The organism is Kerstersia gyiorum (assembly GCF_004216755.1).
Lineage (GTDB): Bacteria > Pseudomonadota > Gammaproteobacteria > Burkholderiales > Burkholderiaceae_B > Kerstersia > Kerstersia gyiorum.
Genome location: NZ_SGWZ01000002.1, coordinates 414,044 through 439,973 on the forward strand (window position 1 = coordinate 414,044; position 25,930 = coordinate 439,973).

A 25,930-nucleotide genomic window follows, 5' to 3' on the forward strand; every position below is an offset into this window, starting at 1 on the left:
TATTTCACCATGCAAATTTCAGAATCCTGGCTGCGCACGCTGGTCGATCCCGATCTCTCCAGTGAAGCGCTGGCGCACAAATTGACCATGGCGGGTCTGGAAGTCGAAGAAACCGAGACAGCCGCCCCTGCTTTTTCTGGCGTGGTGGCCGCAAGAATCACGGCCATTGCCCCCCATCCCGATGCCGACCGCCTGCGCGTCTGCCAGGTCGATGACGGCTCGGGCGAATTGCTGCAGATCGTTTGCGGCGCACCCAATGCCGCTGCCGGCCTGCTGGTGCCGCTGGCCCGTGTTGGCGCGGTGCTGCCTGGCGGCATGAAGATCAAGACGGCGAAGATGCGCGGCGTCGCGTCGGCCGGCATGCTGTGCTCGGCGCGTGAGCTGGGCCTGTCGCAGGAACACGATGGCCTGATGCTGCTGCCCGAAGGACTGCAAGCCGGGCAGGACTTGCGCGCCGCGCTGGACCTCGACGATACGCTGATCACCCTGAAACTGACGCCCAACCGCGCCGACTGCCTCTCTATCCTCGGGGTTGCGCGCGAAGTGGCGGCGCTGACTGGCGCCGCGCTGAAGGTGCCGGGCGCCGATCCAGTGCCGGTGAGCATTGCCGATCGCCTGCCGGTCAGCATTGAGGCGCCGGACCTCTGCGGCCGTTTTGCCGGCCGTGTCGTGCGTGGCGTGAATGCAGCGGCGCAGACGCCCGACTGGATGAAAACGCGCCTTGAGCGCGCCGGCCAGCGCAGCGTGTCGGTGCTGGTCGACATCTCCAACTACGTGATGCTCGAGCTTGGGCGTCCGTCGCACATTTTCGATCTGGACAAGGTGCCCGGCAACGATACCGGACTGGTCGTGCGCTGGGCCCGCGAAGGTGAAACCCTGGAACTGCTCAACGGCCAGACCGTGACGCTGCAGGCCGATATCGGCGTGGTTGCCGCAGCCGGCCAGCCGGAAAGCATGGCGGGCATCATGGGGGGCGAGGCGACGTCGGTCAGCACCGCCACCACGAATATCTATATCGAGTCGGCCTTCTGGTGGCCGGACGCGATTGCCGGCAAGGCACGCCGCTACCGCTTTTCCTCGGAAGCCAGTCATCGCTACGAGCGCGGCGTGGATTTTCAGGGCATTCCGGAAGGCCTGGAATACATCACCCGCCTGGTACTGGATATCTGCGGCGGGCAGGCTGGCCCGGTGGATGACAATATTGCTGCCTTGCCGGAGCGCCAGCCTGTGCGCCTGCGTGCGGCTCGTTGCCGCAAGGTGCTGGGCCTGGATATCGCCAGTGAGCAGATCGGCGCGATTTTCCGCCAGCTGGGCCTGCCGTTCGAGCAGGACGGTGACGATTTCATCGTGACGCCGCCTTCCTTCCGCTTCGATATCGAGATTGAAGAGGACCTGATTGAAGAGGTTGCTCGCATCTACGGTTTTGAAAATATTCCCGACCTGCCGCCGGTCGCGCGTGCTGCAATGCGCGCCCAGCCGGAAGGGCAGCACAGCCCGCATGCTGTGCGCGAGCTGTTGGCCAGCCGTGATTACCAGGAAGTCGTGAATTTCAGCTTCGTGGAAAACGACTGGGAGCGTGACTATGCTGGCAACACGGACCCTATCCGACTGCTCAATCCGATCGCCAGTCATCTGTCGGTCATGCGTTCCAGCCTGATTGCGGGCCTGGTTGCCAATATCCGCTACAACGCCAATCGCCAGCAAAGCCGTGTGCGTGTCTTTGAGCTGGGCCGCGTGTTCCGGCGCGACGCAGCAGTTGCCGATGGCGGCCTGGATGTGGCTGGCATTGCCCAGCCCTTGCACCTGGCTGCCGCAGCCTGGGGCCCGGCAGATGCCGAGCAGTGGGGCCTGCCTGTGCGCCAGGTTGACTTCTATGACGTGAAACGCGACCTGGAAGTGCTGTTCGGCCAGCGTGCCGCGAGCCTGCGTTTTGTCGCGGCGTCCTATCCGGCGCTGCATCCTGGCCGCAGCGCACGCATTGAACTCGATGGCGTGGCGGTGGGCTGGGTGGGCGAGGTCCATCCGCGCCTGGTGCAACAGGCGGATCTGCGCCAGGCGCCAGTGGTGTTCGAAGTGACGCTGGATTCGGTATTGCCGGCATCGGTGCCCGAGGCCGTGGAAGCCTCCCGCCAGCCTATGGTGATCCGTGACCTGGCCCTGCTGGCGCCTGCCGCACTGAGCGCGCAGGACCTGCAGGATATCGTTGCGGCCCAGCGCCAGTCCGATGCCAGCCTGGCCATCCTCAAGGATGTTCGCCTGTTCGACGTCTGGCGTGACCCAGCAGCGCCGGCGGATGCGGAGAAGAGCCTGGCGTTCCGTTTCTGGTTGCAGGACAATACCGAAACCCTGTCCGACGAACGTGTCGATGCCTGCATGAACAGCCTGATTGGCGCCTTGCAGGCACGTGGCGTCCGTCTGCGCGCCTGAATCCCGCTAGGAGTGATCGGATATGACGACAGAAACCCGTACGCTGACCAAGGCTGAATTGGCTGACATGCTGTTCGAACGTGTCGGCCTGAACAAGCGCGAAGCCAAGGATCTCGTCGATACATTTTTTGACGAAATTCGTGAGGCGCTGGCCAAGGGCGATATGGTCAAGCTTTCGGGCTTTGGCAACTTCCAGGTCCGGCAGAAGCCGCCGCGTCCCGGGCGCAATCCCAAGACTGGCGAGGCGATCCCCATCGCTGCGCGCCGCGTCGTGACTTTCCATGCCAGCCAGAAGCTCAAGAGCGCGGTCGAGTCCACCGGTTTGACCCCGGAAGACCAGTCCGTTTAAGCTAGGGGATGACCGGCGGGGCAGGGCGCTGCAGTAATGGGCGCGGCGCCGCCGGCTATCTTCCCGATTAGCGGCCGAGCCGCGCCAGCCTCGGGCCGGCGCCAGACCGCAGCCGGCGTTGCCGGCCTTACATGATGCAGCCTGAACGTTCAGACATGACACGCACTGAAGAACAAAGCAGCACGGCGGCCTTGCCGCCTATTCCGGCCAAGCGTTATTTCACCATCGGTGAAGTCAGCGATCTGTGTGGCGTCAAACCCCATGTGCTGCGCTACTGGGAACAGGAATTCACGCAGCTCAAGCCGGTCAAGCGGCGTGGCAACCGGCGTTATTACCAGCATCATGAAGTGCTGCTGATCCGTCGTATCCGCTCCCTGTTGTACGAAGAGGGCTTCACCATCAGCGGCGCCCGCAATCGCCTGGGTGATGCCAGGGATGCTGCCGCCCACGATCCGGAAGCAGCAGTGCGCCTGAGCGGCGCCGAATTGCAGGCGCTGCGTACGGAATTGCAGGATATTTCGGCCTTGCTGGCATCGGTGCCCCGTTAGGTTCAGCTGGCCGTGCGGGGTGGTGCCCCTGTCTGGTTCGGGTGTCATCCAAATTATTTCGGGATTTTTTCTCGAAACACTTGCAAAGATCAAAATCACTGCTATAATTTAATTCTTGTTTCGGAGCGTAGCGCAGCCTGGTAGCGCACTTGCATGGGGTGCAAGGGGTCGCGAGTTCGAATCCCGCCGCTCCGACCATTATTACCAAAAGCCCACAGTGGAAACACTGTGGGCTTTTGTCTTGTGTACCGGCAGCGACCGGGCCGGCCACCTCCATGATGCTTTCCAGACTGCCGCTGCTGCCCAAGCGCATGGCTTCCCGGTTGTAGGCGATCCCGCGCGGGCTATCGCTGACCGCGCCGCTCCAGGCATAGAGCGCGAAATTGCGCGCGGCATGGCTCTGGCGGCGCTTGCCGGGCCTGGCAGGATCAGGTATTGGCCGTCGCTGCCCTGGGCCATGGCGCGTATGCCGCGTCCGCCGAGATTGAGTTCGATAGGATTGCCGCCATCGTCATGCTTGTTGCTGTCACCACAGGCGGCCAGGACAGCGCAGACGCCGCTCCGGCTGACGGCGGCTAGTGCTGCGGCTACACTGTCACGGCAAGTGTTGGCCGCTGGCAGGCCCATTGCTGTCTGGATGATCTGACGGGAGCAACCATGAAGTCCTTGCGAGTATTCCATATCCGCCCGGGAAAGTCGGTCGAGGAATTGGCCATGCCGCCGGACGAACCGCCAAGGGAAGGGTATCTCTGGCTGGCATGCTCGCATGATGATTTCGTGGCCGAAACGGAAGCCGTGCAGACGTTCTGCCTGCGCCTGGGCGGGATACGGATTCTGGACCTGCATGTGTCCGATCTGTCCAACCTGCAACTGCCGTCGCACCTGGATTACACCTCGGATTACGACGTGTTGGTGTTCCGCAGGCTGGCCTTGCACGATAGCCTGCAGAACGAGGCCGCCAGTACGCGTGAGCAGGGAGCGCCGCGCCGGCTCAAGGAAGTGGCCGTGGCCCTGGGAGTGGAAACCGTGCCGGTGGGCTTCGTGCTGTTCGACCGGCTGCTGCTTAGCGTACATCCTGAGCCCTGCGTGGTCCACGAAGCCTATATTCGCCGCTTGCTGTCCCTGGCGCGCGGGGAGCCGCGCCAGCCCGGCAGCCTGGCGCGCCTGCCGGCTTCTCCGGCGGAATTGATGTTGCGTGTCACCAGCCTGATGGTTGACGGCTTTCTGGACCTGCGCAAGCATCTGACGCGCCAGCTCGAACACTGGCAGCAACGCCTGATGCGGCCGCGCAAGAACTTCGACCGCTGGGATGCCCTGCTGCGATCCAGGCAGGTGCTGCACTACCTGGACGAATGCTGCGAGGATCAGAGCAATGCGCTGGCCAGCTGGATGGACACCCTGGATGACTGGCCGGTGCCCGGCACCAAGGAAAGCCGCCATGAGCGTGAGCAATTGCTGGTGCGGGGCCGTGATGTGCTCGAGCACATCGAACGGGTGGCCCACCATGTGCGGCGGCTGGAACAGAGCGCCGAAACGGCGGTGCAGATACATTTCAGCATCCAGAGCAATCGTACCAATGACGTCATGCGCGCACTCACGGCAGTGACGGCGGTCTTTCTGCCGCTGAACCTGATTGCAGGGATCTTCGGCATGAATTTCGATTCCGTGCCATGGCTGCATGGCGCGCACAGCTTCTGGATCACCATGGGCATCATGCTGCTGATTGCATTCGGGCTGCTGGGGTATTTCGTCCGCAAGAATTATCTGTCTTCGACCGAGGATGACTGAGCTGCGGCGCTGTTGTCAGGGTCGGCCAGCAGGGTGATGACGCGCTGGCGCAGCCAGACGGTGCCGGGGTCGGTATCGAAGCGTGGATGCCAGTGGACGGTGACTTGCAGCGGGGGCAGGGCGACCGGTACGGGCAGGATGTCGAAGGCCTCATTGCGATTCAGCCAGAGGGCGGCACGATAGGGCAGCGTCAGGATCAGGTCCGTGCGCCGGGCAATTTCCGCGGCGGCGGAAAAATGCGGCAGGGTCAGCGCAGGCCGGCGCGGGACGCCCGCTTCGGCCAGGATGCCGTCGAGCGCGCGGTGCGAACTGCCACGCGAATCGACCAGAATGTGATCCAGCTTGCGGTATTGCGCACGGGTCAGTTTACCGCTGGCCAGCAGCGGGTGCCCGCGCCGCCCCATACAGCAATAGTGTTCATGGAACAGATGGGCATGGCAGGTCTGTTGCCTGAGACCGGCCAGATTGCCGATGGCCAGGTCTATCTCGCCGTCCCGCAGCGCCTGGGGCAAATCCTCCAGCGGTACATCACGGATTTCCAGTTGCAGCCGGGGGGCTTCGGTGTGCAATTGCTCCATCAATTCAGGCAGGAACACCATGACGCCGATGTCCGACATGGCCATGCGGAAACGCCGGCTGCTGCGTTGCGGGTCAAAGGCCTGGCGCAGGCTGATGGCTTCGGCAAAGCTGTTGAGCCCGCGTTCTATGGGTTCGGCCAGCGCCAGCGCCACAGGTGTGGGCTGCATGCCATTGGGGGTGCGCAGGAACAAGGGGTCGTCGAATTGCTCGCGCAAGCGATTCAGCGCATAGCTGACAGCGGGCTGCGTCAGGCCCAGGCGCTGGGCGGCGCGAGTCACGCTGCCTTCGTCCATCACCATCAGGAAAACCCGCATGAGATTCAGGTCAAATTCCATGTTTGCCCTTGATATAAATTTAGCTTATTCAATACATAATAGCCATAAATTTGACGGATATATAGTCGACTCCTAGACTAATTTCCATGCGATCCAGGCAGCCACAGGCCGGAGCGAGATCGCGGAATAACAGGAGGAGTCTTATGCGTGTTTCATCCACGCAGCAGGGGGCAGCAGTACTTGAGCGCGAGCACCCGGTTTGCGCTGTCCAGGCGGGCACTGAAGGGCAGCAATGCCAGGGGAACGTGACCGTGCCGCAATTGCTGTGCCGGCAGGCGCGGCAATACGGCGAGCGGCCATGGCTGCAGGCGCCGGGCGGCCAGCTTAGTTTCGGGGAGGCTCCGGCCTTTGCTGCACGGTGGGCTGCGCTGCTGGCGCATCAGGGCGTGGCGCGTGGCGACCGGGTCGTGCTGATGATGGGCAACCGGATGGAGTTCCTGGGCGCGGTGCTGGGATGCGCCTGGCTGGGTGCTGTCGCCGTCCCGGTAAATACGGCATCGCGCGGCATGCAGCTGCAGCATATCCTGTCCAATAGTGCGGCCAGGCTGGCGCTGGCCGATGCGGCGGCGTGCGGCGTGCTGTCTGCCGTGCAAGACACGCCGCTGGCATGCATTCTGCTGGTTGGTGGCGGGCTCGACGCCGACGCGCCGGCGCAGGTGCAGCCTTTGCCGGACTTGCCGCAGGCGGGTCTGGAAGCGGCGGATCTGCAAGCCGGCGATACCCTGGCAATCCTTTATACCTCGGGGACTTCGGGGCTTTCCAAAGGTGTTTGCTGCCCGCACGCGCAGTTCTACTGGTGGGGCGTGCTGACGGCGCGCAACCTGGAAATAGGCACCGAGGATGTGCTCTATACCTGCCTGCCGCTATTTCATACCAACGCGCTCAATGCCTGCTTCCAGGCGCTGGTGACGGGCGCGGCGATCGTCTGCGACGAGCGCTTCTCCGTCAGCCGCTATTTCGAGCGCCTGTGCGCCACCGGAGCGACCGTTACCTATCTGCTGGGCGCCATGGTGCCCATGCTGCTGTCGCGCGAGGTCACGGCGGACGAGCGCGGGCACCGCGCCCGTATCGCTCTGGCGCCGGGCGTGCCCGCGCGCTTCCATCAGGTTTTCCAGGCGCGCACCGGTATTGCCTTGCTGGAGGGCTATGGGTCGACCGAAACCAATTTTGCCATCGGCGGCACGCTGGCGCAGCAACGTGCGGACAGCATGGGGCGCGTGATGCCGGAGTTCGAGGCCTGCGTGGCGGACGACAATGACCAGCCCTTGCCGGATGGCGAGCCTGGCGAATTGCTGCTGCGTCCGCGCCTGCCGTTCCTGGTGGCGACCGGCTACTTCGGCATGCCTGACAAAACCGTGGAGGCCTGGCGCAATCTGTGGTTCCACACCGGCGACCGCGTGGTACGCGATGCCGACGGCCATTTCCGTTTTCTAGACCGCATGAAGGATGCGATTCGGCGCCGTGGCGAGAATATTTCTTCATTCGAGGTTGAACAGGTGCTGCAGGCCCATCCGGCCGTGGAGGCTGCTGCGGTCTATGCGGTGCGCTCCGAGCTGGCTGAAGACGAAGTCATGGCGGCGCTGGTGTTCAAGCCCGGCCAGCAGGCCAGCCCCGAGGCGCTGCTGGACCATTGCCAGCCGCGCATGCCGTATTTCTCGGTGCCGCGTTATCTGCGCATCATGACGGCCCTGCCACGTACCGAGAACGGCAAGATCCGCAAGTTCGGCCTGCGCGACGAGGGTGTAACCGCAGATACCTGGGACAGGGAAAGCGTGGGCTATCAGGTGCTGCGCTGAGCAGCATCTGGCAGGGAGTACCGGGTTGTTCCCGGCAACAGAACAGACAAAAAAATCCATCAAGGAAGAAGGAGAGGAGACATGAACAAGACAGTACGGGCCGGCAAGACCGGACAGGGCGCAGGGAGACGGCTATGAGCGGCGTGGCGACACAGGGCAGGCAGGCCGCCGGCGCAGCGGCGGCGCTGGAAGACGACGCAGCACGCAAGAAGCGCACGCGCCGCGTGGTCATGGCATCGGTCGCGGGCAACGCGATGGAATGGTATGACTTCTTCATCTACGGCACGGCGGCCGCGCTGGTGTTCGGTAGCCTGTTCTTTCCAAAGGGAACAGACCCGCTGTTGGGGACCATGGGTGCGTTTGCCGGGTTTGCCGTGGGTTTCCTGGCGCGGCCGCTGGGCGGCGTGATCTTCGGCCATATCGGCGACCGCTATGGGCGCAAGCTGGCGCTGGAATGGACGCTGGGTATCATGGGGGCAGCCACCTTCCTGATCGGGTTGCTGCCGACTTACGAGCAGGCCGGTATCTGGGCCCCGATTGCCATGGTGGCGCTGCGCATTCTGCAAGGGATGGCGGCTGGCGGCGAGTGGGGCGGCGGTGTCCTGCTCATCAGCGAAGCCGTGGGCGGCAAGCGGCGTGGGTACTTTTCCTCGTTCAGCCAATTGGGGGTGGCGGGCGGCTTCGTGCTGTCCTCGGGGGTTTTCATGCTGGCGCAGCAATTGCCGGATGAGGCATTCATGAGCTGGGGCTGGCGCCTGCCGTTCCTGCTGAGCATCATCATCTTTGGCGTCGGGCTGTATATCCGCAAGCGCATCCCCGAGAGCGAAGAGTTTGTGCAGGCCAAGAAAACCGCCAAGCGCGGCATGCCGGCGGTCGAAGTCTTCCGCCGCTATCCGCGTCAGGTGTTCACGGCCATGGGCTTGCGCATGGCGGAGAATGGCGGTTCGTACATGTTCCTGGCGTTTGCGCTGGCCTATGGGAAATTCCTGGAAATTCCCAATGACATCATGCTGGGGGGCGTGCTGCTGTCCATGTTCATCGAGCTGGGCACACTGGTCTGGTTTGGCCACCTGTCAGACCGCATCGGGCGGCGGACGGTATATCTGATTGGCTCGGTCGGCCTGATGCTGGTTGCATTCCCGTTCTTCTGGCTGGTGCAGACCAAGGAGCCGCTGTGGATCTTCCTGGCCTTCTTCCTGGGCAATACCATTTGCCACGCGGCCATGATAGGAACGCAACCCGCGTATTTTGCCGAGCTGTTTCCGGCGGAAGTCCGATATACCGGGCTGGCGCTGGGGCATGAACTGGCATCGGTGCTGGCGGGTGGGCTGTCGCCGCTGATCGCCATGGCCTTGCTGCGCAGTTATGAATCGGCTACCCCGGTAGCGATCTATCTGTTGTGCCTGGCGGGCATCACCGTAGTGACGCTATTGTTGACCAAAGAGCCGGAAAGACAGGAGTGACCATGGATCCAATGTATGCGCCGGGCATCGTCGGCACGGGGGAAACGGCCTTTATGCGCCATCCCGATCCGGCTTGCAGCACAGCCGGCCTGCTGGCCGAGGCGGCGGAGCTGGCCCTGGCCGATGCGGGCCTGGCGCTGGCGGATGTGGATGGCCTGGGCGTGGCGTCTTTCACGCTGCGCCCGGACCGCGCCATCGACCTGGCCTGGCAGATGGGGCTGGGACTGCGCTGGTGCATGCAGGATGAGATGGGGGGCGCCAGCGCTGTCAACCTGTTGCGCCAGGCCTGGCTGGCGTTGCAGGCGGGTCAGGCGCGCACTATCGTGCTGGTAGCCGGCGACCATTTCGCCGGGGCGGATTTCGTGTCGCTGGTGCAGGCCTATAACGTCAGCGCCAGGGATTATCTCAGCCCGCTGGGCTGTCTGGGACCCAACCCCTTGTTCGCCATGCTGACCCAGCGGCAGATGGCTGCGCACGGACTGGACCGCGAGGATTATGGCGCCCTGTGCATGGCGCTGCGCCGCCATGCCGCGGCCAACCCGCGTGCGGCCTACCGGCAGCCGATGACACTGCAGGACTACCTGGATGCGCCCCTGGTGGCGCCGCCGCTGGGCCGGCTGGACTGCGTGCCGGTGGTGAGCGGTGCGACAGCGCTGGTGCTGCAGGCGCAACCGCAGGGCGTGCATGTTCGCCTGCTGGCGGGGGGAGCGTCCTACAACCAGGACAGGCACGAAGGCGATGGATTGGCGACGGGCATAGCCGGCTTCGCATCGGATCTCTGGGCCGAAGCCGGCTGCCAGCCGGCGCAGATGGACGTGGTCGGAGTCTATGACGACTATCCGGTGATGTTGCTGGCCCAGATGCTGGACCTGGGGCTGGCGTCTGCCGACGGGCTGAAGAATTTCATCCATCAGCGGCTGGCCAGCGGGGCGTTGCCTTTCAATACCGCAGGCGGACAGTTGTCTGCCGGGCAAACGGGGGCGGGGGGTGGCATGCACATCCTGGCGGAAGTGGCGCGGCAGTTGCTGGGCCGCGCCGGCCAGGGCCAGGTGCCTCAGGCCCGGCTGGGGGTGGCCAGCGGCTATGGCATGGTGCAGCAGCGCTACTGCATGTGCGCTAACGCGGTGGTGTTGCGCAGGGAGGAGATTTGATGGAAACCCGGGCTTTGCAGGTTTTTGAATGCAGCGCTTGCGGCCACCGGGTTTATCCGGCACGGCTGCGCTGCCCGGCTTGCGGTGCGGCCGGCTGGCGCCATGTGGCTGTGGCTGAAGGGCAGATCCTTGCCTGGACCCAGCTGGCGCAGCCGGACGGCGACCTGGCCACGATCGCGACCGTGCGAATTTTGCCTGCCGGGCCGGATCTGGTCGCGCGCCTCGTGCAGCCGCCCCGGCAGGCGGGGCAGAGGGTAGCGCTGGCGGCGCGGACCACCGGCGGCCGCCTGCTGCCCTGGGGCGCCTGGGACGATTGTGCCGCCGAACCGGAGGCCTAACCGGACAGTGCGGCCTCGCGCATTTGCGTGGGCGTGAGTGCGTGGCGTGCGCGGAAGGTGCGGGCGAAATGCGCCGGGCTGGAGAAGCCGCAGCGCCAGGAAATTTCCGCGATGCTGTAGCGTTGCATGTCGCGGCGTCGCAGCAGGCTGGCGGCGCGGTCCAGGCGCCGTTCCAGGATCAATTGCGATACGGTGCGTCCTTCCGGTTCCAGCAGCCGGTTCAGGTGGCGCAGCGTGATGCCGGCCGCCCCCGCCACCCGTTCCGCATCCAGGGTGTGATCGTCCAACTGGCTGTCGATATGGCTGCGCGCCGCCTGCAGATAGGTGGCGCGCAGCGCGCTGCTGTTGCCGGTGTCGCCAGCCAGCAGGCTGCGCAGCAGTTCTCCGGCCTGCTGGTGCATCTGGTCTGCACTGGTGCTGGCAGGCTCGGCGAAGGTGCCGGCGGCCAGGCGGCGCAGCGCCGCATTGAGCACGCGTCCGGGCCCGCTGCCGCCCGGGACGTGCAGCGGCCGCGTGAGGCTGGAGTGGCTACAGGACTGATAGAACCAGTCTGCGGGCGTATCCAGCAGGAACTGGCGCATGCTGCCGGTGAAGCCGAACAGGTAGGCATGGCGTGTGTCGTACAGGATCAGGTCGCCCGGTTCCAGTTGCGTGCAGCTGCTGCCCTGGTAGAAAAAGGCGTTGCTCTCCAGGATCAGCGAAGCGAAGACCGAATCCTTGGGATGGCGGCGCACCATCTGCGGCGTGCGCTCGATCACGTGTTCATTGGCCTGGATTTCCGCCAGACGGATGTCGCCCATCATCAGGTTGCGCTGGGTGGCCAGCAGGCCATCATCCGAAAAGGCCGAACATTTCAGGCCGACCAGCATGGAGGCGTTATAGGACTCCCAATAGTCCAGCCTCTGGCTGGGCGGCAGGGTATTGGTTGATATCTGGCTGACGGGGTGGGCGGCAGTTGGCTGCATGAATGTCTCCGTGCGGCTGGCAGTGGTGTCCGGCACCTGGTGGGCAGGCGCGGCGCAAGTCTGGCCTTTTCTTCTGGTTGTCGTGGGCCGGCCGGTGGCCGCAACGGCTAGTGTACGCAGCCGCAGCGCGCAGAGAGATCCTGATCTTCCCTTATCTTCCGGCTGTGTCCGCCCGGGGCAACCGACGTGTCCGTTCTGGACAAATGGCGGCGGGAGGCGCTTGCTACATTGGCCTGTCGTTTCAACAAGAACAGGAGACTTCCATGCCCGAGCTGCCTTCCAATGAATTCTGGCGCGGCCTCAAGCCCATTCCCAACTGTTTTCAGCCGGATGCCAAGCCCGAGGTCTATATCTCGAACGCCCCCACCGAAGACGAGCGCATGTACGTGCCGTTCACGGATACCGTCTCCTCCCGCCCGCTGTGGATTTCCCCGTCGGAAAATCGCTGGTGCGACATCCTGATGGCCAAGGAAGCTGGCCTGGTGAACCGTCACTATCATCCGCACGAGGTGTTCGCCTACACGATCTCGGGCAAGTGGGGCTATCTGGAGCATGACTGGACGGCGCATGCCGGCGATTTTGTCTACGAAACGCCGGGCGAGGGCCATACGCTGGTCGCCTATGAGCATGAAGACCCCATGCGCGCCTTTTTCATCGTTAAGGGGCCGCTGATCTGGCTGGACGAGAACGGCGAGCCGGAAGGCTATTTCGATGTACACAGCTACATCGACATGTGCCGCAAGCATTACGACAAGGTCGGCATAGGCGCCGATTACGTCGATACCCTGTTCCGCTAGGCAGGGTGCTGCGCCGGCCTGCCAGACCATGCTGGGCCGGCGTGCTTTTTCTCCAAACAAGAATAAGGTGAGCGCCCGCAGGATTGCGCAGGCCCGCCAGCTGGAGCGAGACATGAGACTATTCAAAGAGGCATCCTACGAAAACAGGTTGTTGGCGGTGCTGTTCCTGGCCTTCGGCTTCGTTTTCTTCGACAGGCTGGCCCTGTCCTATCTTTTTCCCTTTGTGTCGGCCGAACTGGGCCTGAGCAATACCGAGCTGGGCATGTTGTCGTCGGTGCTGGCACTGGCCTGGGCGGTGTCGGGGGCGTTCATGGGGGCCTATACGGACAGGCGCGGTCGGCGCAAGACCATCCTGATCGTATCGGTCGTGCTGTTCTCTGTTTTTTCCGCGCTGTCCGGCCTGGTGACGGGCTTTGTCAGCCTGCTGTTGTTCCGCGCCTGCATGGGGCTGACCGAAGGCCCGGTGCTGCCCCTGTCGCAGACCATGATGGCGCAGGCGTCCTCGCCCCATCGGCGCGGCCTGAATATGGGCTTGCTGCAAGGCTCATCCGCCGGCCTGATGGGCGCGGTGATCGCTCCGCCGGTCATGGTGGCGCTGGCGGAAAACTTCGGCTGGCGCACGGCGTTCTACCTGACCTGCATTCCCGGCCTGATCGTGGCCTGGCTCATCTGGCGCTATGTGCAGGAGCCGGCCCCGGCCCGGCCAGACGAGGCGGGCGCCACGACAGATGCGGCGCAAGACCGAGCGGCGCTGCCGGCAGGGCCGCAATGGGGAGTGCTGCGTGAACGCAATGTCATTCTCTGCATCCTGATCAGCTGCTTTTTCCTGACCTGGTTCATCAACATCATTTCCTTCGCGCCCACTTTCCTGGTGAACGTGCGGCAGTTCAGCCCCGGCACCATGAGTGCATTGATGAGCTGCCTGGGCCTGGCCTGGGTGATCTGGGGGTTCGCCGTGCCGGGTATCTCCGACCGTATCGGCCGGCGTCCGACGCTGTTCATCTTCTCGCTGGTGGCCGCCTGCTGCCCGCTGGCATTCCTGTATGCGCCGACGGCAGTGGCGCTGGGCGCGCTGCTGTTGCTGACCTATACCGGCCTGGGTTGCTTCACGCTGTTCATGGCCACGATTCCGGCAGAGACAGTGCCGCGCGGGGCCATGGCGACGGCGCTGGGCCTGATCATGGGCATAGGGGAACTGATAGGCGGGTTCCTGGCCCCGGTGGCGGCTGGCCGGGCGGCCGACCTGTACGGCCTGCCGGTGGTGATGTGGATTTCGATGGCAGGCGCGCTGATCGCGGGGTTGCTGGCGCTGGGCCTGCGTGAAACGGCACCGGCGGTGCTGGCGCGCCAGGTTTCGGGAAACATGACCCAAGGGAGGCAGGCATGAAGGCATGGTTCTGGCATGGGGCGCGTGACCTGCGCCTGCAGGAAACGGCGCTGCGGCCATTGCAGCGCGGGGAAGTGCGCATCGAAGTCGCCTATTGCGGTATTTGCGGCAGCGACCTGCACGAGTACGCCGACGGCCCGCATTCCATTCCGGTGGTGCAGCCTCATCCCTTGTCCGGTCGCCAGGCGCCGCTCATTATCGGCCACGAGTTCTGCGGCACGGTATTGGAAACCGCGGCCGACGTGACCACGCTGCGCCCCGGCGCACGGGTGACGATAGAGCCGGAGTACCGTTGCGGGCATTGCACGCATTGCCTGGCGGGCGACTACAACCTGTGCGTGTCCATGGGGTTTGCAGGATTGATGGGCGATGGCGGCATGGCCCAGCAGGCGGTCGTGCCAGCCTATATGGCGCATGAGTTGCCGAACGAGGTACCGTTCGAGCAGGCCGCAGTGGCGGAACCCGCTGCCGTGGCGCTGCATGCCGTCAGGCGCAGCCGTCTGCGGCCTGGGGATACCTGCGTGATCTTCGGGCTGGGTGCCATCGGCCAGTTGCTGGTGATGATGGCGCGCCTGCAGGGGGCCGGGCAAATTATTGCCGTCGATGTCGTGCCCGCTCGCCTGGCGTTGGCAAGGCAGTTGGGCGCCGACCTGACCCTGGATGCCCGCCATGACGATGTGCGCGCTGTGGTGCTGGCGCACACCGATGGCGCCGGGGCACCGGTCAGTTTCGAGGCGGCAGGCAGCCAGGCGACCTTCGACGGTGCGTTGCAGGTGCTGTGCAAGGGCGGAGAAATGGTGCTGGTGGGGCTGGTGCCCCAGGTGAGGCTGGACAGTTTTGATCTGGTCAACCGGGAGTTGAGCATTACCAGCAGCGTTGGCTATCGCGGGGTCTATCCGGACCTATTGGCCTGGATTGCAGAAGGCCGCCTGGATCTTTCTCAGGTCGTGACTCGTATTGTGGCATTGGAAGATGCCGTGACAGATGGCTTTGAAGCGCAGTTGCAAAGCCGCGACGAGATCAAGATTCTGGTGCGGCCTTGTGGTTGAAGCTGTGTCGTGCGGCCTGGTGCTTTCCGGGCCGCACGGCGCGTGGTGTGGCGGCTAGCGGGGCGTTCGGTCAAGCACCCGTGCGGCAATAGCCTGGCCGACTTCGGCGGTATTGGCCCGGCCGCCCAGGTCACGCGTGCGGGGGCCGTCACGCAGGCAGTCTTCGATGGCGGCCAGGATGTCGTCATGTGCTGCCTGGTGGCCCAGGAATTGCAGCATGAGCGCTCCCGACCAGATCATGGCAATGGGGTTGGCAATGCCCAGGCCGTAGATGTCCGGGGCAGATCCGTGCACCGGTTCGAACAGCGAGGGAAAAGCACGCTCCGGATTCAGGTTGGCGGACGGCGCCAGGCCGATCGTGCCGGTGCAGGCCGGACCCAGGTCGGAGAGGATGTCGCCGAACAGGTTTGATGCCACCACGACATCGAAGCGCTGCGGCTGCAGGACGAAGCGGGCGCAAAGGATGTCGATGTGTTGCTTGTCCACGGCGATATCCGGATATTCCGTGCCGATGGCTTCGGCGCGGCTGTCCCACCAAGGCATGCTGATGGCGATACCATTGCTTTTGGTGGCAACGGTCAGGCTGCGCCGGGCGCGCGAACGTGCCAGCTCGAAGGCGTAGCGCAGGACGCGGTCGGTGCCCTTGCGGGTGAAGACCGACTCCTGGATAACCAGTTCGCGGTCTGTCCCTTCGAACAGGCGGCCGCCCAGATTGGTGTATTCGCCTTCCGTGTTTTCGCGCACGACGAAGAAGTCGATGTCTCCGGCCTGGCGGCCTGCCAGCGGGCACGGCACGCCTTCGAACAGGCGTACCGGCCGCAGGTTGATGTACTGGTCGAATTCACGCCGGAACTTCAGCAGCGAGCCCCAGAGGGAAATGTGATCGGGCACGCTTTCAGGCCAGCCGACGGCGCCGAAGTAAATCGCGTCATGGCCCTGCAGCTGGCTTTTCCAGTCGTCGGGCATCATGGCGCCGGTGCGTTCGTAGTAGTCGCAGCTGGCCCATTCGAAATGATCGAACTGCAGGGTCAGGCCATGGCGGCGGGCGGCAGCTTCCAGGACGCGCAGGCCTTCGGGCATGACTTCCTTGCCAATGCCGTCGCCAGCCAGCACGGCGATTTTATGAGTGGGTTCCATGGGGTGTCTCCTTCCTGTTTTGCGAGGGATGCCAGGTATGCTACAAGCGCTTTGGCTTCGGATAATCCCACCGAAAGAGAAAACCTTGTGCATGAATCATGAACAATGATCCCAGCCCCGAAGATTTGCGGGTGTTTTGCGCCATTGTGCGCAAGGCGAGCTTCACCAGCGCAGCGCAAGAGCTGGGCGTGTCGCGTTCCTATGTGACCAAGCGGGTGCAGGTGCTGGAAGCGCGGTTGGGCACACGCCTGTTCCATCGCACGACCCGGCGTATTGTGGTGACGGGTGAGGGCGAGCGGGTCTACCACTGGGCGCTGCGCATCCTCAATGATATGGACCATCTGGTCGAGGAAATCGGCGTGACGCGGCAGACGCCGCGAGGTTCATTGCGCATCTGCAGCAGTTTCGGTTTCGGCCGGCGGGTGGTCGCGCCGGCCCTGTCCGCCTTGCTGGCGCGCTATCCGGCCTTGCAGGTGCGCTTCGAGGTGTTCGACCGGCTGGTGGATATTGCCTCGGAAGGGTTCGACCTGGATATCCGCGTGGGCGACGAGATTGCACCGCATCTGATCGCACGGCACCTGGCAGACAATCATCGGGTGCTGTGTGCTGCGCCGGCGTATCTGGCACGCCGGGGCGTGCCGCGGACGCTGGCGGATCTGGCGGCGCATGATTGCCTGGTGATCAAGGAGCGAGATCATCCGTTCGGGGTGTGGCGCCTGGATAACGGGCGCGAGACGCAGTCGATCAAGGTGCGCGGGCCGCTATCGTCCAACAATGGCGAGATCGTGATGCAGTGGGCGCTGGATGGCTGTGGCATCGCGTTGCGGTCGGCTTGGGACGCAGGGCCTTTGCTGCAGGCGGGGCAGCTGGTTCAGGTGTTGCCGGAGTATCGCCAGCAGGCCGCTGTGTGGGCGGTGTATCCGTCGCGGCTGGAAACGTCAGCACGCCTGCGGGTTTGCGTGGAGTTCCTGCAAGCGTATTTGCGGGGCCGGGACGTACAGGCCATGAACAGGCCAGAAGACAGGCCCGCTGGTTAAATCATCTATGATCTGTTATCGAATGATTTAATTTCCGGAGGCGGGCATGGGCCTGGTCAAGATTTCCGATTCCCTGCATGAGCAGCTGCGTACCGCCAGCAGCGCATTCAGCCGCTCCATCAATCAGCAGGCCGAATACTGGATGCGGGTGGGGATGCTGGCGGAGCTGTATCCGCATTTGAATTATGCGGAACTGTCGCGCCTGCTGCTGGAGGCCGAGCGGGTGTCCGGCGACCTGCACGAGATGGTGGCAGCGCTGGATGAACAACAGGCCGGACGGGAGCCTGATAAGCGCCAGGTCGCCTGAGCGGCAGCGGGTTCAGACAACAGGCGCCAGGCAGGCGGATTGCCTGGGCGTGTTGCCAGGATGGCTATCGGTTGAGGGGCAGCCGATAGCCATTTGTCATTGTGGCCGCGTTGTTTTACAGCGCCTTGCCGGCGTCCGGGCCGGAGCGCAGCGTGTAGATGGCGTCGAGATGGACCAGGACGGCGAATTTGGGCGTCTTCATGCCGTTCTGGCTGGCGAATGCCACGGCGTCGTCGAAAGGCTGGCCTTCGCTGAAGACTTCCGGCGTGCCAACGAAGCGGTAGCCGTCCAGGGCTTCGCGGTCGATGACGGCAATGGCCATTTTCGAGCCGTCGAGGATATTGCGCAGCGTCTGGCCGCCGGTATTTTCGTTGTAGATCAAGGTCTGGTCGTCATAGGCACGCAGTGAACGCTTGGGGCCGATATCCGGCAGGCCATCCTTGCTGACGGTGGACTGGATCGGAAGCTGTTTGGCCAGCATGGCTTTCATGGCGTCATTGAGGACTTGCATGGATGGGACTCCTGTTTGAAACGTAGGGGAAAACGGGGACGCGGGCAGCTCAGGTGGTGCTGCCGATAGAGAATATATAATTTGTTATTGAATTATATATAGATTGTATATTTTCTGCTGTCCCGGGTATGGCATGCGCGGCGGGGCGGCTCGGGGATGGCGCAAGCGCTTCCACGCTGCGCCTTCGGCTTGCTGTACCCTCGGAGGGCATTTTTGTCTTGGGGCGGCCCCAAGACAAAAATGCCAGGGGTTTGATATGGATCTGCCATCCCCCTTGTGTGTCATGAGGCTTCGTGCTGGAATGAAAACTCAGTTCCTCACCACGTTTCCTCACTACAGGATGGGCATCATGAGTCAATTCCGCATTGCTGTTGTCGTGGGTAGTCTGCGCAAGGATTCGTTCAACCGGCAACTGGCCAACGCGCTGGCGCGCCTGGCACCGCCGGACCTGGTTTTCGAACAGGTGGAAATCGGCAATCTGCCGCTCTACAACCAGGATGACGACGCCAATACGCCGGAAGTGGTCCTGAAATTCAAGGAAAAGATACAGTCGGCCCAGGGCGTTCTGTTCGTCACGCCGGAATACAACCGTTCCATTCCGGGCGTGCTGAAGAATGCGCTGGACCAGGGGTCGCGTCCTTATGGCAAGAATGCCTGGGGCGGCAAGCCTGCTGGCGTGATTGGCATTTCCATCGGTGCCATTGGCACCGCTCTGGCGCAGCAGCACCTGCGCAATGTGCTGGTATTCCTGGATATGCCTACCTTGCAGCAGCCTGAGGCCTTCCTGCACGCGAAGGAAGGCTTCTTCGATGCGGATGGCGGCATTGGTGCTGGCAGCAAGGATTTCCTGCAGAACTGGGTCAACCACTTCGCAGCCTGGGTCAGGAAGAACCAGTAAAACCGAATGCTGCGGCAGGCCATCGAAGCATCATCCCTGTGGTGCCGCAGGCGTTCCCGTATGGTGGCGGAGAAGCTCCGGCCCTTGGGCCGGAGTGCTTCACGGGCTGTTGGGGATGATGCAGTAGCCGTCGCCGGCAGCGGGAGGCAGCTGGAGATTGCCTTCAGGTCGGGGACAGGGTGCCGATCACGCCGATCAGGATGACGATGCCGGCGGCAAAAATGACTTCAAAACGCGTATTCTTCGCCATGGCCTGCAAGGCCTGCGGCTGGTTGCGCATGCGCGGCACGAGGACATAGCGGTTGAACAGCGCCAGCGCCACCATGGCAGCCACGGCCAGGAACTTGGTTTCCATCAGACGCATATAGAGTGTCGCCCAATTCCAGGGCCATGGCCCCAGGATGAGGAAGAGATTGCCCAGGCCGCTCAGGATGGCAATGGCCACGGCCCAGTGCCCCAGGCGGGAGTAGCGCACCAGGGTCTGGATGATGGCGCCATCGGGATGATGTGCCAGGCGGCGCAACTGCACCAGAACCCATGGCAGGCCGCCGGCCCAGTAGGCAATGGCCCAGAGATGCAGCGTCTGGTTGCCGCGATGCAGCCAGCCCAGGGCACCGTCCATGGCAGCGGCATGGCCGGTGGCGGCCAGTGCTGCCAGCATGGCGCCGCTGGCCAGGGCCATGGCGCGATGATGCTGCCGGTCTTGCCTGCGATACAGCCAGGCCAGCAACAGGACGGGCAGCAGGAAAAACTGCCATTGCCAGGCCTCTCCGTAGCGCGTGGCCAGCAGGACGGCTTGCCAGGTATCTGGCGACAGAATGTCTGCCATGCTGCCGGCCATGCGTCCGGCCTGCAGGGGAATCATGAGCAGGGTCCCGGCACAGGCCAGGAGCGTACAGGCCGCATAGACGCGGCGCGCCGGGCGTGACAGTTCAAGCGCCAGCGAGGGCGCTGTCAGGAAGCCGAGATAGATACCTGTGCCGCAGCACAGCAGCAGGCCTGCGACATGCAGCTGGCGCAGCAGGATGGGTAACAGTTCCAGCACGACGAGGCGCGCTCAGGGCTGCAGCGTGAAGTCGTATTGTCCCGAAACCTTGTGCGAATCGGCAGACGTGACGTTCCATTCGACCTGATAGCGGCCGGGGGCCAGTGTCGTGGGCAGGGGGAGAGTCAGGCTTTTGCGGTCATCGGAGGCATAGGACAGCTTCCCGGTTTCCAGGGACTGGCCGTCCGGGCCGGTGACGGTGATGGTGCTGAAAGGCAGTTCGACACGGCCGTCGAAGACGATGGCAACGGCGGCAGGCGTATTGCTGACGGTACTGCCGGGGGCGGGGGTCTGTTCGATGGCGTGCGAGTGGGCCTGGGCGAGGCCATGAACACCGGCCAGCAGGCTGGTGGCCAGCATGGCTGCGGCCAGGCGGCTGCGGGATTTGGACATGATGAGGGCGGATCTTTGTATTGCGGAAAACCCGATAGTAATACATCTCAGTCTCGCACATGGATTGCGGCCTTGGCATGCCGATCTGAACGGAACGACTGACGCAGGATAAAATACTGTTTATTTATACAGTAAAATAGAGCGTCAGCCATTCAGATATTCCTGCCATCCATCATGTCATCGCCGTGCCCTGATTCCGTTTCGGTGCACCCCCTTGTTTCCGGTGCCGGACAAGAACCCCTGCCGCCTGCCATGCTGCCGCATCCTGATGTGTGGCGTGGTGGACAGGGGTTGGCGCGCGAGCCAGCCTGCGTGGCAACCGGCTGGCCGGAACTCTCGGCGCAGTTGCCGGGAGGCGGCTGGCCGCGTGGCGCCCTGGTGGAAATCCTGTTGCCGCACACGGGATGCGGGGAATGGCAATTGCTGCAGCCCGCCTTGCTGCCGGGAGAACGGCCGGTGGCGCTGGTGCGCCCGCCGCATATACCCCAGGCCGCCGCCTGGGAGCAGGGCGGTGGAGACATCGCGCGCCTGATGTGGGTCAAGGCCAGCCAGGACGGCGATGCCCTGTGGGCGGCGGAACAGATCCTGCGCAGCAGTGCGCTGGATGCGCTGCTGTTGTGGCAAGGGGCCGCCGAATACCGCCAACTGCATCGCCTGCACCTGGCGGCGCAAGGCTGCCATTCGCTGTTTTTCATGCTGCGGCCGCAGTCCATGGCCTGCCAGCCGTCGCCGGCTGCCTTGCGCCTGGCCTTGATGCCCCTGCAGGGCGGCAGCTTTCAGGTCAGCATACTCAAGCGGCGCGGCGGGTGGGCCTCACAGGCGGTCAGGCTGCCAATGGCAGGCCAGGCGGGCATGCCATTGGCATCATTGTTGGAGAAAGAATCCCATGCAGGTCTGGTTAGGCGTGCATCTGGTCCGTCCCGGGCTGGATGCCTATCGCCACAGCGCGCCTGATCCGCAGCTGATAGTGCTGCATCAGGGCAAGGTGTGGGCCTGTGGCGGGCAGGCCTGGCAGGCTGGCGTGCGCCCGGGCATGCGCCAGGCGGGCGCGCGAGCGCTGGCCCCCGAGGCCTGTTTCATGAATCGCGACCTGGCCAGCGAAAAGCAGTTGCGCGAGGAACTGGAACTGGCCTTGCTGCCGTACACGCCCATGCTGGCCTGGAAGCGCGACGATGCGCTGGTGCTGGATATTTCGGCCAGCCTGGCCTTGTTCGGCGGATTGCGGCGCCTGTACGCCCAGGTGCGTGACAGTCTGCGGCAATTGGGCGTTGCCGTGCGCCTGGCACTTGCGCCCAGTGCCAGCGGCGCCTGGCTGCTGGCGCGGGCCGGGCAGGCAGCCAGGCGCCGTATCCTGCGGCCATCCCGCTTGGCCATGGGCCTGGATGGCTTGCCGCTGGCCTTGCTCGATGGCGCCGGCCCCCATCTGTCCTGGCTGGAAAGCCTGGGTTGCCGGACGCTAGGGGCGGTGCGCCGCCTGCCGCGCGATGGCCTGCGCCAGCGTCAGGCCGATACCTTGCTGGCGCAGCTGGACCAGGCCTATGGCGTGCAGGGGGAATGGCATGAGTGGGTCCGGCCGCCGGAACATTTCCGCAGCCAGGTCCTCAGCCTGTTCGCGGTGGAGCGGCATGATGCCTTGTGCTGGCTGGCCCGGCGGTTGCTGGTGCAATTGCAGGCCTGGCTGGATGTGCGCCAGCAGGCAGTAACGGAATTGCGCTGGAGCCTGCATCATGAAAGACGCCAGCAGGCCGGCCCGCGCACGCATTTCGACCTGAAACTGGCGCAGCCGGCCTGGGAGCCCGAACACCTGCTGCGTCTGCTGGCCGAGCGCCTGGCACGCAGCCAGCTGGCTGCGCCGGTCAATGCGGTGACGCTGGAGGTGCTGGCCTGTCAGGCGCGTCCGGGCGGGACCGGCAATCTGCTGGCGGAGCCAGGCGCGGCAGGAGATGCGGCGGCGCTACAGGACGTGCTGGCGGCCCGTCTGGGGGCCGGAAATATCCTGCGGGCCAGCCCGGTGGCGGATCACCGTCCGGAGCGGGCCTGCCGCTGGCTGCCCTGCCAGGGGCAGGTGGGCGGGCCGCCAGCGGGTTCAGGGGCGGATGGCGGGCTGGCGGCCGGGGCGGCAATGTTGCCGGACCGTGCGCAGCGGCCTTTCTGGCTGCTGGAAACCGCACAATTGCTACCTATGGCGGGCGAGCAGCCCGTTCATGCCGGCGCCGTGCTGCGCCTGCTGGCGGGGCCGGAACGTATCGAGGACGGCTGGTGGGATGGCGGTGTGGCTCGGGATTATTTCATTGCCGAGCATGAAGCCAGCGGCGTGCGCTACTGGGTATACCGGCAACGGCAGGCGGGCCTGCCCGGCATGGACATGGCCTGGTTCCTGCACGGCGTCTACGCATGAGCGACGCCGCTGGCTTGTCCGCCTTGCCTGCCTACGCGGAATTGTGCTGCCTGAGCAATTACAGCTTCCTGCGCGGCGCCTCGCACCCGGAGGAACTGGTGGCGCGGGCGGCGGAACTGGGGTACGCCGGGCTGGCGCTGACGGATGAGTGCTCCGTGGCGGGTATCGTGAAGGCACATGTCGAAGCCGGGCGGCAGGGCCTGCCGCTGCTGGTGGGGGCGTCCTTTGTGCTGAGCCGGGCCGATGGCACGCGCCGGCTGGCGTTCGTTGCCCTGGCTGAGTCCCTGGCAGGCTATGGCAACCTGTGCGAACTGATTACCCTGACGCGGCAGCGTGGCGCCAAGGGCAGCTACAGGCTCTATGATTCGGACCTGGACCCGGATGAACCAGCAGTGCTGGCTGTAGCGGCCGCACAGGATGCCGGGGCGGAGGGCGCGTTGCCGGATGCCGCAGCCGCGCATCCGCTGCCATGGCGGCACCTGCTGGGCCTGCCAGGGTGCCTTACCCTGCTGCTGCCTGAATACGCGGCGCCGTTGCCGGAAGTGCAGGCGCAGGCCGCCTGGATGGCACGGGTATTTGCCGGGCGCGCCTGGGCCGGCATAGCCTTGCACAGGCGTGGTCGGGATGCCGCGCACGCGCAATGTGTTGCCGCTGCGGCGGCGGCAGCCGGCCTGCCCGTGGTGGCCATCGGCCAGGCGGAAATGCATGTGCGCTCCCGCAAGCCGCTGCACGATACCTTGCTGGCGATCCGCACCGGGCAGACGGTGGAGGCGTGCGGCCTGGCGCGGCTGTCCAATGCCGAGCGCCATCTGCGCAGCCGCCTGCAGCTGGCAGCCCTGTATCGGCCGGAATGGCTGGCTGAAACCGGGCGCCTGGCGGCACGTTGCCGTTTCCGCATGGATGAAGTGCGCTACGCCTACCCGGAGGAAATCTGCCCGCCCGGCCATACGCCAGGCACGTATCTGCGGCAGGAGGCCATGGCAGGCGCCCGGCGGCGCTTTCCAGACGGCGTGCCGGAAAAAGTGCTGGCCCTGGTGGAAAAAGAGCTGGGCCTGATCGTGGAGATGGGTTACGAGGCCTATTTCCTGACGGTCTATGACATTGTCCGCTATGCGCGCCGGCAGGGCATTCTTTGCCAGGGGCGCGGTTCTGCCGCCAACAGCGCCGTGTGCTTCTGCCTGGGCATCACCGAAGTTGATCCGGTGAACGGCAATTTGCTGTTTGCCCGCTTCATCAGCAAGGAGCGCGGCGAACCGCCAGACATCGACGTGGACTTCGAACATCAGCGGCGCGAGGAAGTCATCCAGTACATCTACGAACGCTATGGACGGGACCGCGCTGCGCTGGCGGCTGTGGTCATCACCTACCGCATGCGCAGCGCGCTGCGCGATACTGGCCGGGCGCTGGGCGTGGACCCTGGCATCATCGACCAGGTGTGCGCGGTCTATCGCCATTGGGACGGGCGCGCCCGCCTGGCTGAACGCATGCAGGATGCCGGCTTGCAGGCGGATGCGCCGGTCGCGCGCCAGTGGCGCGTGCTGGTCGAAACCCTGCTGGGGTTTCCCCGGCATCTTTCGCAGCACCCAGGCGGCTTCGTGATTGCGCGCGACCGTCTGGTGCGCCTGGTGCCGGTGGAAAATGCAGCCATGGAAGGCCGCAGCGTGGTGCAGTGGGACAAGGACGATCTGGACGCGCTGGGGCTGCTCAAGGTGGATGTCCTGGCGCTGGGGATGCTGAGCGTCCTGCGCCGCGCGCTGGAGTGGGTGGGGTGGCGTCGTGGCCGGCACTGGAGCATGCAGGATATCCTGCCGGAAGACGCGGCCACCTATGACATGATCTGCGCGGCCGATACCGTGGGTGTGTTCCAGATCGAATCGCGGGCGCAGATGAGCATGCTGCCGCGCTTGCGGCCCAGGACCTACTACGATCTGGTGATACAGGTTGCGATTGTCCGGCCCGGGCCGATCCAGGGCGGCATGGTTCATCCTTATCTGCGGCGCCGCCAGAAGCTGGAGGACAGCAGCAGCCCCGGCCCGGAGGTCGAACAGGCCTTGCTGCGCACACTGGGCGTGCCTATCTTCCAGGAACAGGTGATGCAGATTGCCATGCTGGCGGCCGGTTTCACCGATGGCGAGGCCGACAATCTGCGGCGTTCCATGGCGGCCTGGCGTCGGCGTGGCGGCCTGGGCGGTTTTCATGAAAAGATACTGACCGGCATGACGGCGCGTGGCTATAGCGCTGAATTCGCGGAGCAGATTTTCCGGCAGATGCAGGGCTTCGGCGAATATGGTTTTCCGGAAAGCCACGCCGCCAGCTTTGCGTTGCTGGCCTATGCCAGCGCCTGGCTCAAGTGCCATGAGCCCGAGGCTTTTCTGGCAGCCTTGTTGAACAGCCAGCCCATGGGGTTCTACTCCCCGTCCATCCTGGTGCAGGATGCGCGCCGGCATGGCGTGCAGGTATGGCCGGTATCGGTGTGCGATAGCGCCTGGGAAACGGTGCTGACGCCAGCCGGCGAGCGTCCGGCCGTGCGCCTGGGGCTGTCGCGGGTCAAGGGGCTATCACAGGAGGCGGCGCAGCGGCTGCTGGCAGCGCGAGCGCAGCGGCCATTCACGGATATCCAGGATGTCGCGCAGCGGGCGCTGCTGGGGCGGGCGGAATTGCAGGCGCTGGCCGCATGCGGCGCTCTGGCGGCATGGCACGGCAACCGCCGCACTGCGCTTTGGGAAGCCGGTGGCGCCAGGGTGGAAACCGGCCTGCTGGCCGGTGTGCCACGGCAGGCTGAGCAATTGCCCTTGTTTGCGCCCATGAGTGCGGGGGCGGAGGTGCTGGCGGATTATCGCCACCTGGGCCTGAGCCTGGGGCCGCATCCCCTGCGCCTGTTGCGAGCCGAATTGCAGGCCAGGCGACTGATGACGGCTGCCCAGTTGCGCGGGTTGGAACATGGCCGCCTGGTGCGGGCTTGCGGCATCGTGGTGGGCCGGCAGCGTCCAGGGACGGCCAAGGGCGTGATGTTCGTGACGCTGGAAGATGAAACCGGCAGCGTCAATGTCATCGTGCGGCCGGAATGGCTGGAACGCCAGCGGGCCATCCTGCTCGGCGCGCAATTATTGGCCGTGCATGGCGTCTGGCAGTCGCACGAAGGGGTCTGCCATCTGGTCCTGGGACGTGCGGAGGACCTGAGCCCCTTGCTGGGCGGGCTGGAAACCCGTAGCCGTGACTTCCAGTAAGGGCC

At 64.5% G+C, this 25,930-nt stretch carries 24 protein-coding genes and 1 tRNA gene; 19 read left to right on the forward strand and 6 right to left on the reverse strand.

The window, feature by feature from the left end:
- The first annotated feature begins 9 nt into the window (after positions 1-9).
- The 6 genes from pheT to EV679_RS08255 all read left to right on the forward strand — a co-directional run bounded on the left by pheT (position 10) and on the right by EV679_RS08255 (position 5,112).
- Positions 10-2,427 carry a phenylalanine--tRNA ligase subunit beta gene (gene pheT, locus EV679_RS08235; protein ID WP_068368244.1) on the forward strand — a complete coding sequence of 806 codons (2,418 nt, stop codon included), beginning with the start codon at positions 10-12 and terminating at the stop codon, positions 2,425-2,427.
- Between the two features lie 22 nt (positions 2,428-2,449).
- Positions 2,450-2,776: an integration host factor subunit alpha gene (locus EV679_RS08240; protein WP_068368243.1), complete on the forward strand. Its 327-nt coding sequence runs from the start codon at positions 2,450-2,452 to the stop codon at positions 2,774-2,776.
- Positions 2,777-2,931: 155 nt separating this feature from the next.
- Positions 2,932-3,324 carry a MerR family transcriptional regulator gene (locus EV679_RS08245; protein WP_068369285.1) on the forward strand — a complete coding sequence of 131 codons (393 nt, stop codon included), beginning with the start codon at positions 2,932-2,934 and terminating at the stop codon, positions 3,322-3,324.
- A gap of 121 nt (positions 3,325-3,445) precedes the next feature.
- A tRNA-Pro gene (locus EV679_RS08250) sits at positions 3,446-3,522 on the forward strand.
- A gap of 237 nt (positions 3,523-3,759) precedes the next feature.
- Positions 3,760-3,903 carry a hypothetical protein gene (locus tag EV679_RS17610; protein ID WP_165389997.1) on the forward strand — a complete coding sequence of 48 codons (144 nt, stop codon included), beginning with the start codon at positions 3,760-3,762 and terminating at the stop codon, positions 3,901-3,903.
- 78 nt (positions 3,904-3,981) lie between these two features.
- Positions 3,982-5,112, forward strand: a complete 1,131-nt coding sequence (locus tag EV679_RS08255; RefSeq protein ID WP_130486946.1) for a magnesium transporter CorA family protein — start codon at positions 3,982-3,984, stop codon at positions 5,110-5,112.
- Here EV679_RS08255 and EV679_RS08260 read toward each other — a convergent pair.
- Positions 5,085-6,026, reverse strand: a complete 942-nt coding sequence (locus tag EV679_RS08260; protein WP_068368236.1) for a LysR family transcriptional regulator — start codon at positions 6,024-6,026, stop codon at positions 5,085-5,087. The genes EV679_RS08255 and EV679_RS08260 overlap by 28 nt on opposite strands.
- 143 nt (positions 6,027-6,169) lie before the next feature.
- On the opposite strand from EV679_RS08260, the gene EV679_RS08265 reads away from it, so the two are divergent.
- The 4 genes from EV679_RS08265 to EV679_RS08280 all read left to right on the forward strand — a co-directional run bounded on the left by EV679_RS08265 (position 6,170) and on the right by EV679_RS08280 (position 10,774).
- Complete coding sequence (locus EV679_RS08265; protein ID WP_127773766.1) at positions 6,170-7,822, forward strand: ATP-dependent acyl-CoA ligase; 1,653 nt, start codon at positions 6,170-6,172, stop codon at positions 7,820-7,822.
- Between the two features lie 134 nt (positions 7,823-7,956).
- Positions 7,957-9,285, forward strand: a complete 1,329-nt coding sequence (locus EV679_RS08270) for an MFS transporter (RefSeq protein WP_068368232.1) — start codon at positions 7,957-7,959, stop codon at positions 9,283-9,285.
- Between the two features lie 2 nt (positions 9,286-9,287).
- The gene (locus EV679_RS08275) at positions 9,288-10,436 is read left to right on the forward strand and encodes a thiolase family protein (protein ID WP_420883594.1); all 1,149 of its coding nucleotides are present in this window, start codon (positions 9,288-9,290) and stop codon (positions 10,434-10,436) included.
- Positions 10,436-10,774: a zinc ribbon domain-containing protein gene (locus tag EV679_RS08280; protein ID WP_068368225.1), complete on the forward strand. Its 339-nt coding sequence runs from the start codon at positions 10,436-10,438 to the stop codon at positions 10,772-10,774. The genes EV679_RS08275 and EV679_RS08280 overlap by 1 nt, the downstream gene beginning before the upstream one ends.
- On the opposite strand, the gene EV679_RS08285 is transcribed toward EV679_RS08280, so the two are convergent.
- Positions 10,771-11,739 (reverse strand): helix-turn-helix domain-containing protein, encoded by a 969-nt coding sequence (locus EV679_RS08285; protein ID WP_068368222.1) that lies wholly within the window; start codon positions 11,737-11,739, stop codon positions 10,771-10,773. The genes EV679_RS08280 and EV679_RS08285 overlap by 4 nt on opposite strands.
- Before the next feature lie 263 nt (positions 11,740-12,002).
- On the opposite strand from EV679_RS08285, the gene EV679_RS08290 reads away from it, so the two are divergent.
- The 3 genes from EV679_RS08290 (at position 12,003) to EV679_RS08300 (ending at position 14,972) form a co-directional block, all read left to right on the forward strand.
- Complete coding sequence (locus tag EV679_RS08290; protein WP_068368219.1) at positions 12,003-12,536, forward strand: 2,4'-dihydroxyacetophenone dioxygenase family protein; 534 nt, start codon at positions 12,003-12,005, stop codon at positions 12,534-12,536.
- Between the two features lie 112 nt (positions 12,537-12,648).
- Positions 12,649-13,923 (forward strand): MFS transporter, encoded by a 1,275-nt coding sequence (locus EV679_RS08295; RefSeq protein ID WP_068368217.1) that lies wholly within the window; start codon positions 12,649-12,651, stop codon positions 13,921-13,923.
- Positions 13,920-14,972 (forward strand): 2,3-butanediol dehydrogenase, encoded by a 1,053-nt coding sequence (locus EV679_RS08300; protein WP_130486947.1) that lies wholly within the window; start codon positions 13,920-13,922, stop codon positions 14,970-14,972. The genes EV679_RS08295 and EV679_RS08300 overlap by 4 nt, the downstream gene beginning before the upstream one ends.
- Positions 14,973-15,026: 54 nt before the next feature.
- Here the strand turns inward: EV679_RS08300 and EV679_RS08305 are convergent, their stop codons facing one another.
- The gene (locus tag EV679_RS08305) at positions 15,027-16,109 is read right to left on the reverse strand and encodes a tartrate dehydrogenase (RefSeq protein ID WP_130486948.1); all 1,083 of its coding nucleotides are present in this window, start codon (positions 16,107-16,109) and stop codon (positions 15,027-15,029) included.
- Between the two features lie 98 nt (positions 16,110-16,207).
- Here EV679_RS08305 and EV679_RS08310 point away from each other — a divergent pair, with 98 nt between their 5' ends.
- Entirely contained in the window at positions 16,208-17,146 is a 939-nt protein-coding gene (locus tag EV679_RS08310; protein WP_068368206.1) for a LysR substrate-binding domain-containing protein, read from the forward strand.
- A gap of 46 nt (positions 17,147-17,192) precedes the next feature.
- Positions 17,193-17,453 carry a ParD-like family protein gene (locus EV679_RS08315; protein WP_068368204.1) on the forward strand — a complete coding sequence of 87 codons (261 nt, stop codon included), beginning with the start codon at positions 17,193-17,195 and terminating at the stop codon, positions 17,451-17,453.
- Between the two features lie 115 nt (positions 17,454-17,568).
- Here the strand turns inward: EV679_RS08315 and EV679_RS08320 are convergent, their stop codons facing one another.
- Positions 17,569-17,964: a pyridoxamine 5'-phosphate oxidase family protein gene (locus tag EV679_RS08320; protein WP_068368201.1), complete on the reverse strand. Its 396-nt coding sequence runs from the start codon at positions 17,962-17,964 to the stop codon at positions 17,569-17,571.
- Positions 17,965-18,313: 349 nt separating this feature from the next.
- Here EV679_RS08320 and EV679_RS08325 point away from each other — a divergent pair, with 349 nt between their 5' ends.
- Positions 18,314-18,862: an NADPH-dependent FMN reductase gene (locus EV679_RS08325; RefSeq protein ID WP_130486949.1), complete on the forward strand. Its 549-nt coding sequence runs from the start codon at positions 18,314-18,316 to the stop codon at positions 18,860-18,862.
- A gap of 163 nt (positions 18,863-19,025) precedes the next feature.
- Here the strand turns inward: EV679_RS08325 and copD are convergent, their stop codons facing one another.
- Complete coding sequence (gene copD, locus EV679_RS08330) at positions 19,026-19,907, reverse strand: copper homeostasis membrane protein CopD (RefSeq protein ID WP_130486950.1); 882 nt, start codon at positions 19,905-19,907, stop codon at positions 19,026-19,028.
- A gap of 12 nt (positions 19,908-19,919) precedes the next feature.
- The gene (locus EV679_RS08335) at positions 19,920-20,300 is read right to left on the reverse strand and encodes a copper resistance CopC family protein (protein WP_068368196.1); all 381 of its coding nucleotides are present in this window, start codon (positions 20,298-20,300) and stop codon (positions 19,920-19,922) included.
- Positions 20,301-20,552: 252 nt separating this feature from the next.
- Here EV679_RS08335 and imuA point away from each other — a divergent pair, with 252 nt between their 5' ends.
- Genes imuA through EV679_RS08350 form a run of 3 tightly spaced genes read left to right on the forward strand, consistent with a single transcriptional unit; the run spans position 20,553 to position 25,925 of the window.
- Positions 20,553-21,254 (forward strand): translesion DNA synthesis-associated protein ImuA, encoded by a 702-nt coding sequence (gene imuA / locus EV679_RS08340; protein ID WP_165389998.1) that lies wholly within the window; start codon positions 20,553-20,555, stop codon positions 21,252-21,254.
- A complete protein-coding gene (locus tag EV679_RS08345; RefSeq protein WP_130486952.1) occupies positions 21,187-22,698 on the forward strand; it encodes a Y-family DNA polymerase in 1,512 nt (503 codons plus the stop codon). The genes imuA and EV679_RS08345 overlap by 68 nt, the downstream gene beginning before the upstream one ends.
- Positions 22,695-25,925 (forward strand): error-prone DNA polymerase, encoded by a 3,231-nt coding sequence (locus tag EV679_RS08350; protein WP_165389999.1) that lies wholly within the window; start codon positions 22,695-22,697, stop codon positions 25,923-25,925. Before EV679_RS08345 ends, EV679_RS08350 begins: the two co-directional genes overlap by 4 nt.
- The last annotated feature ends 5 nt before the right edge of the window (positions 25,926-25,930 follow it).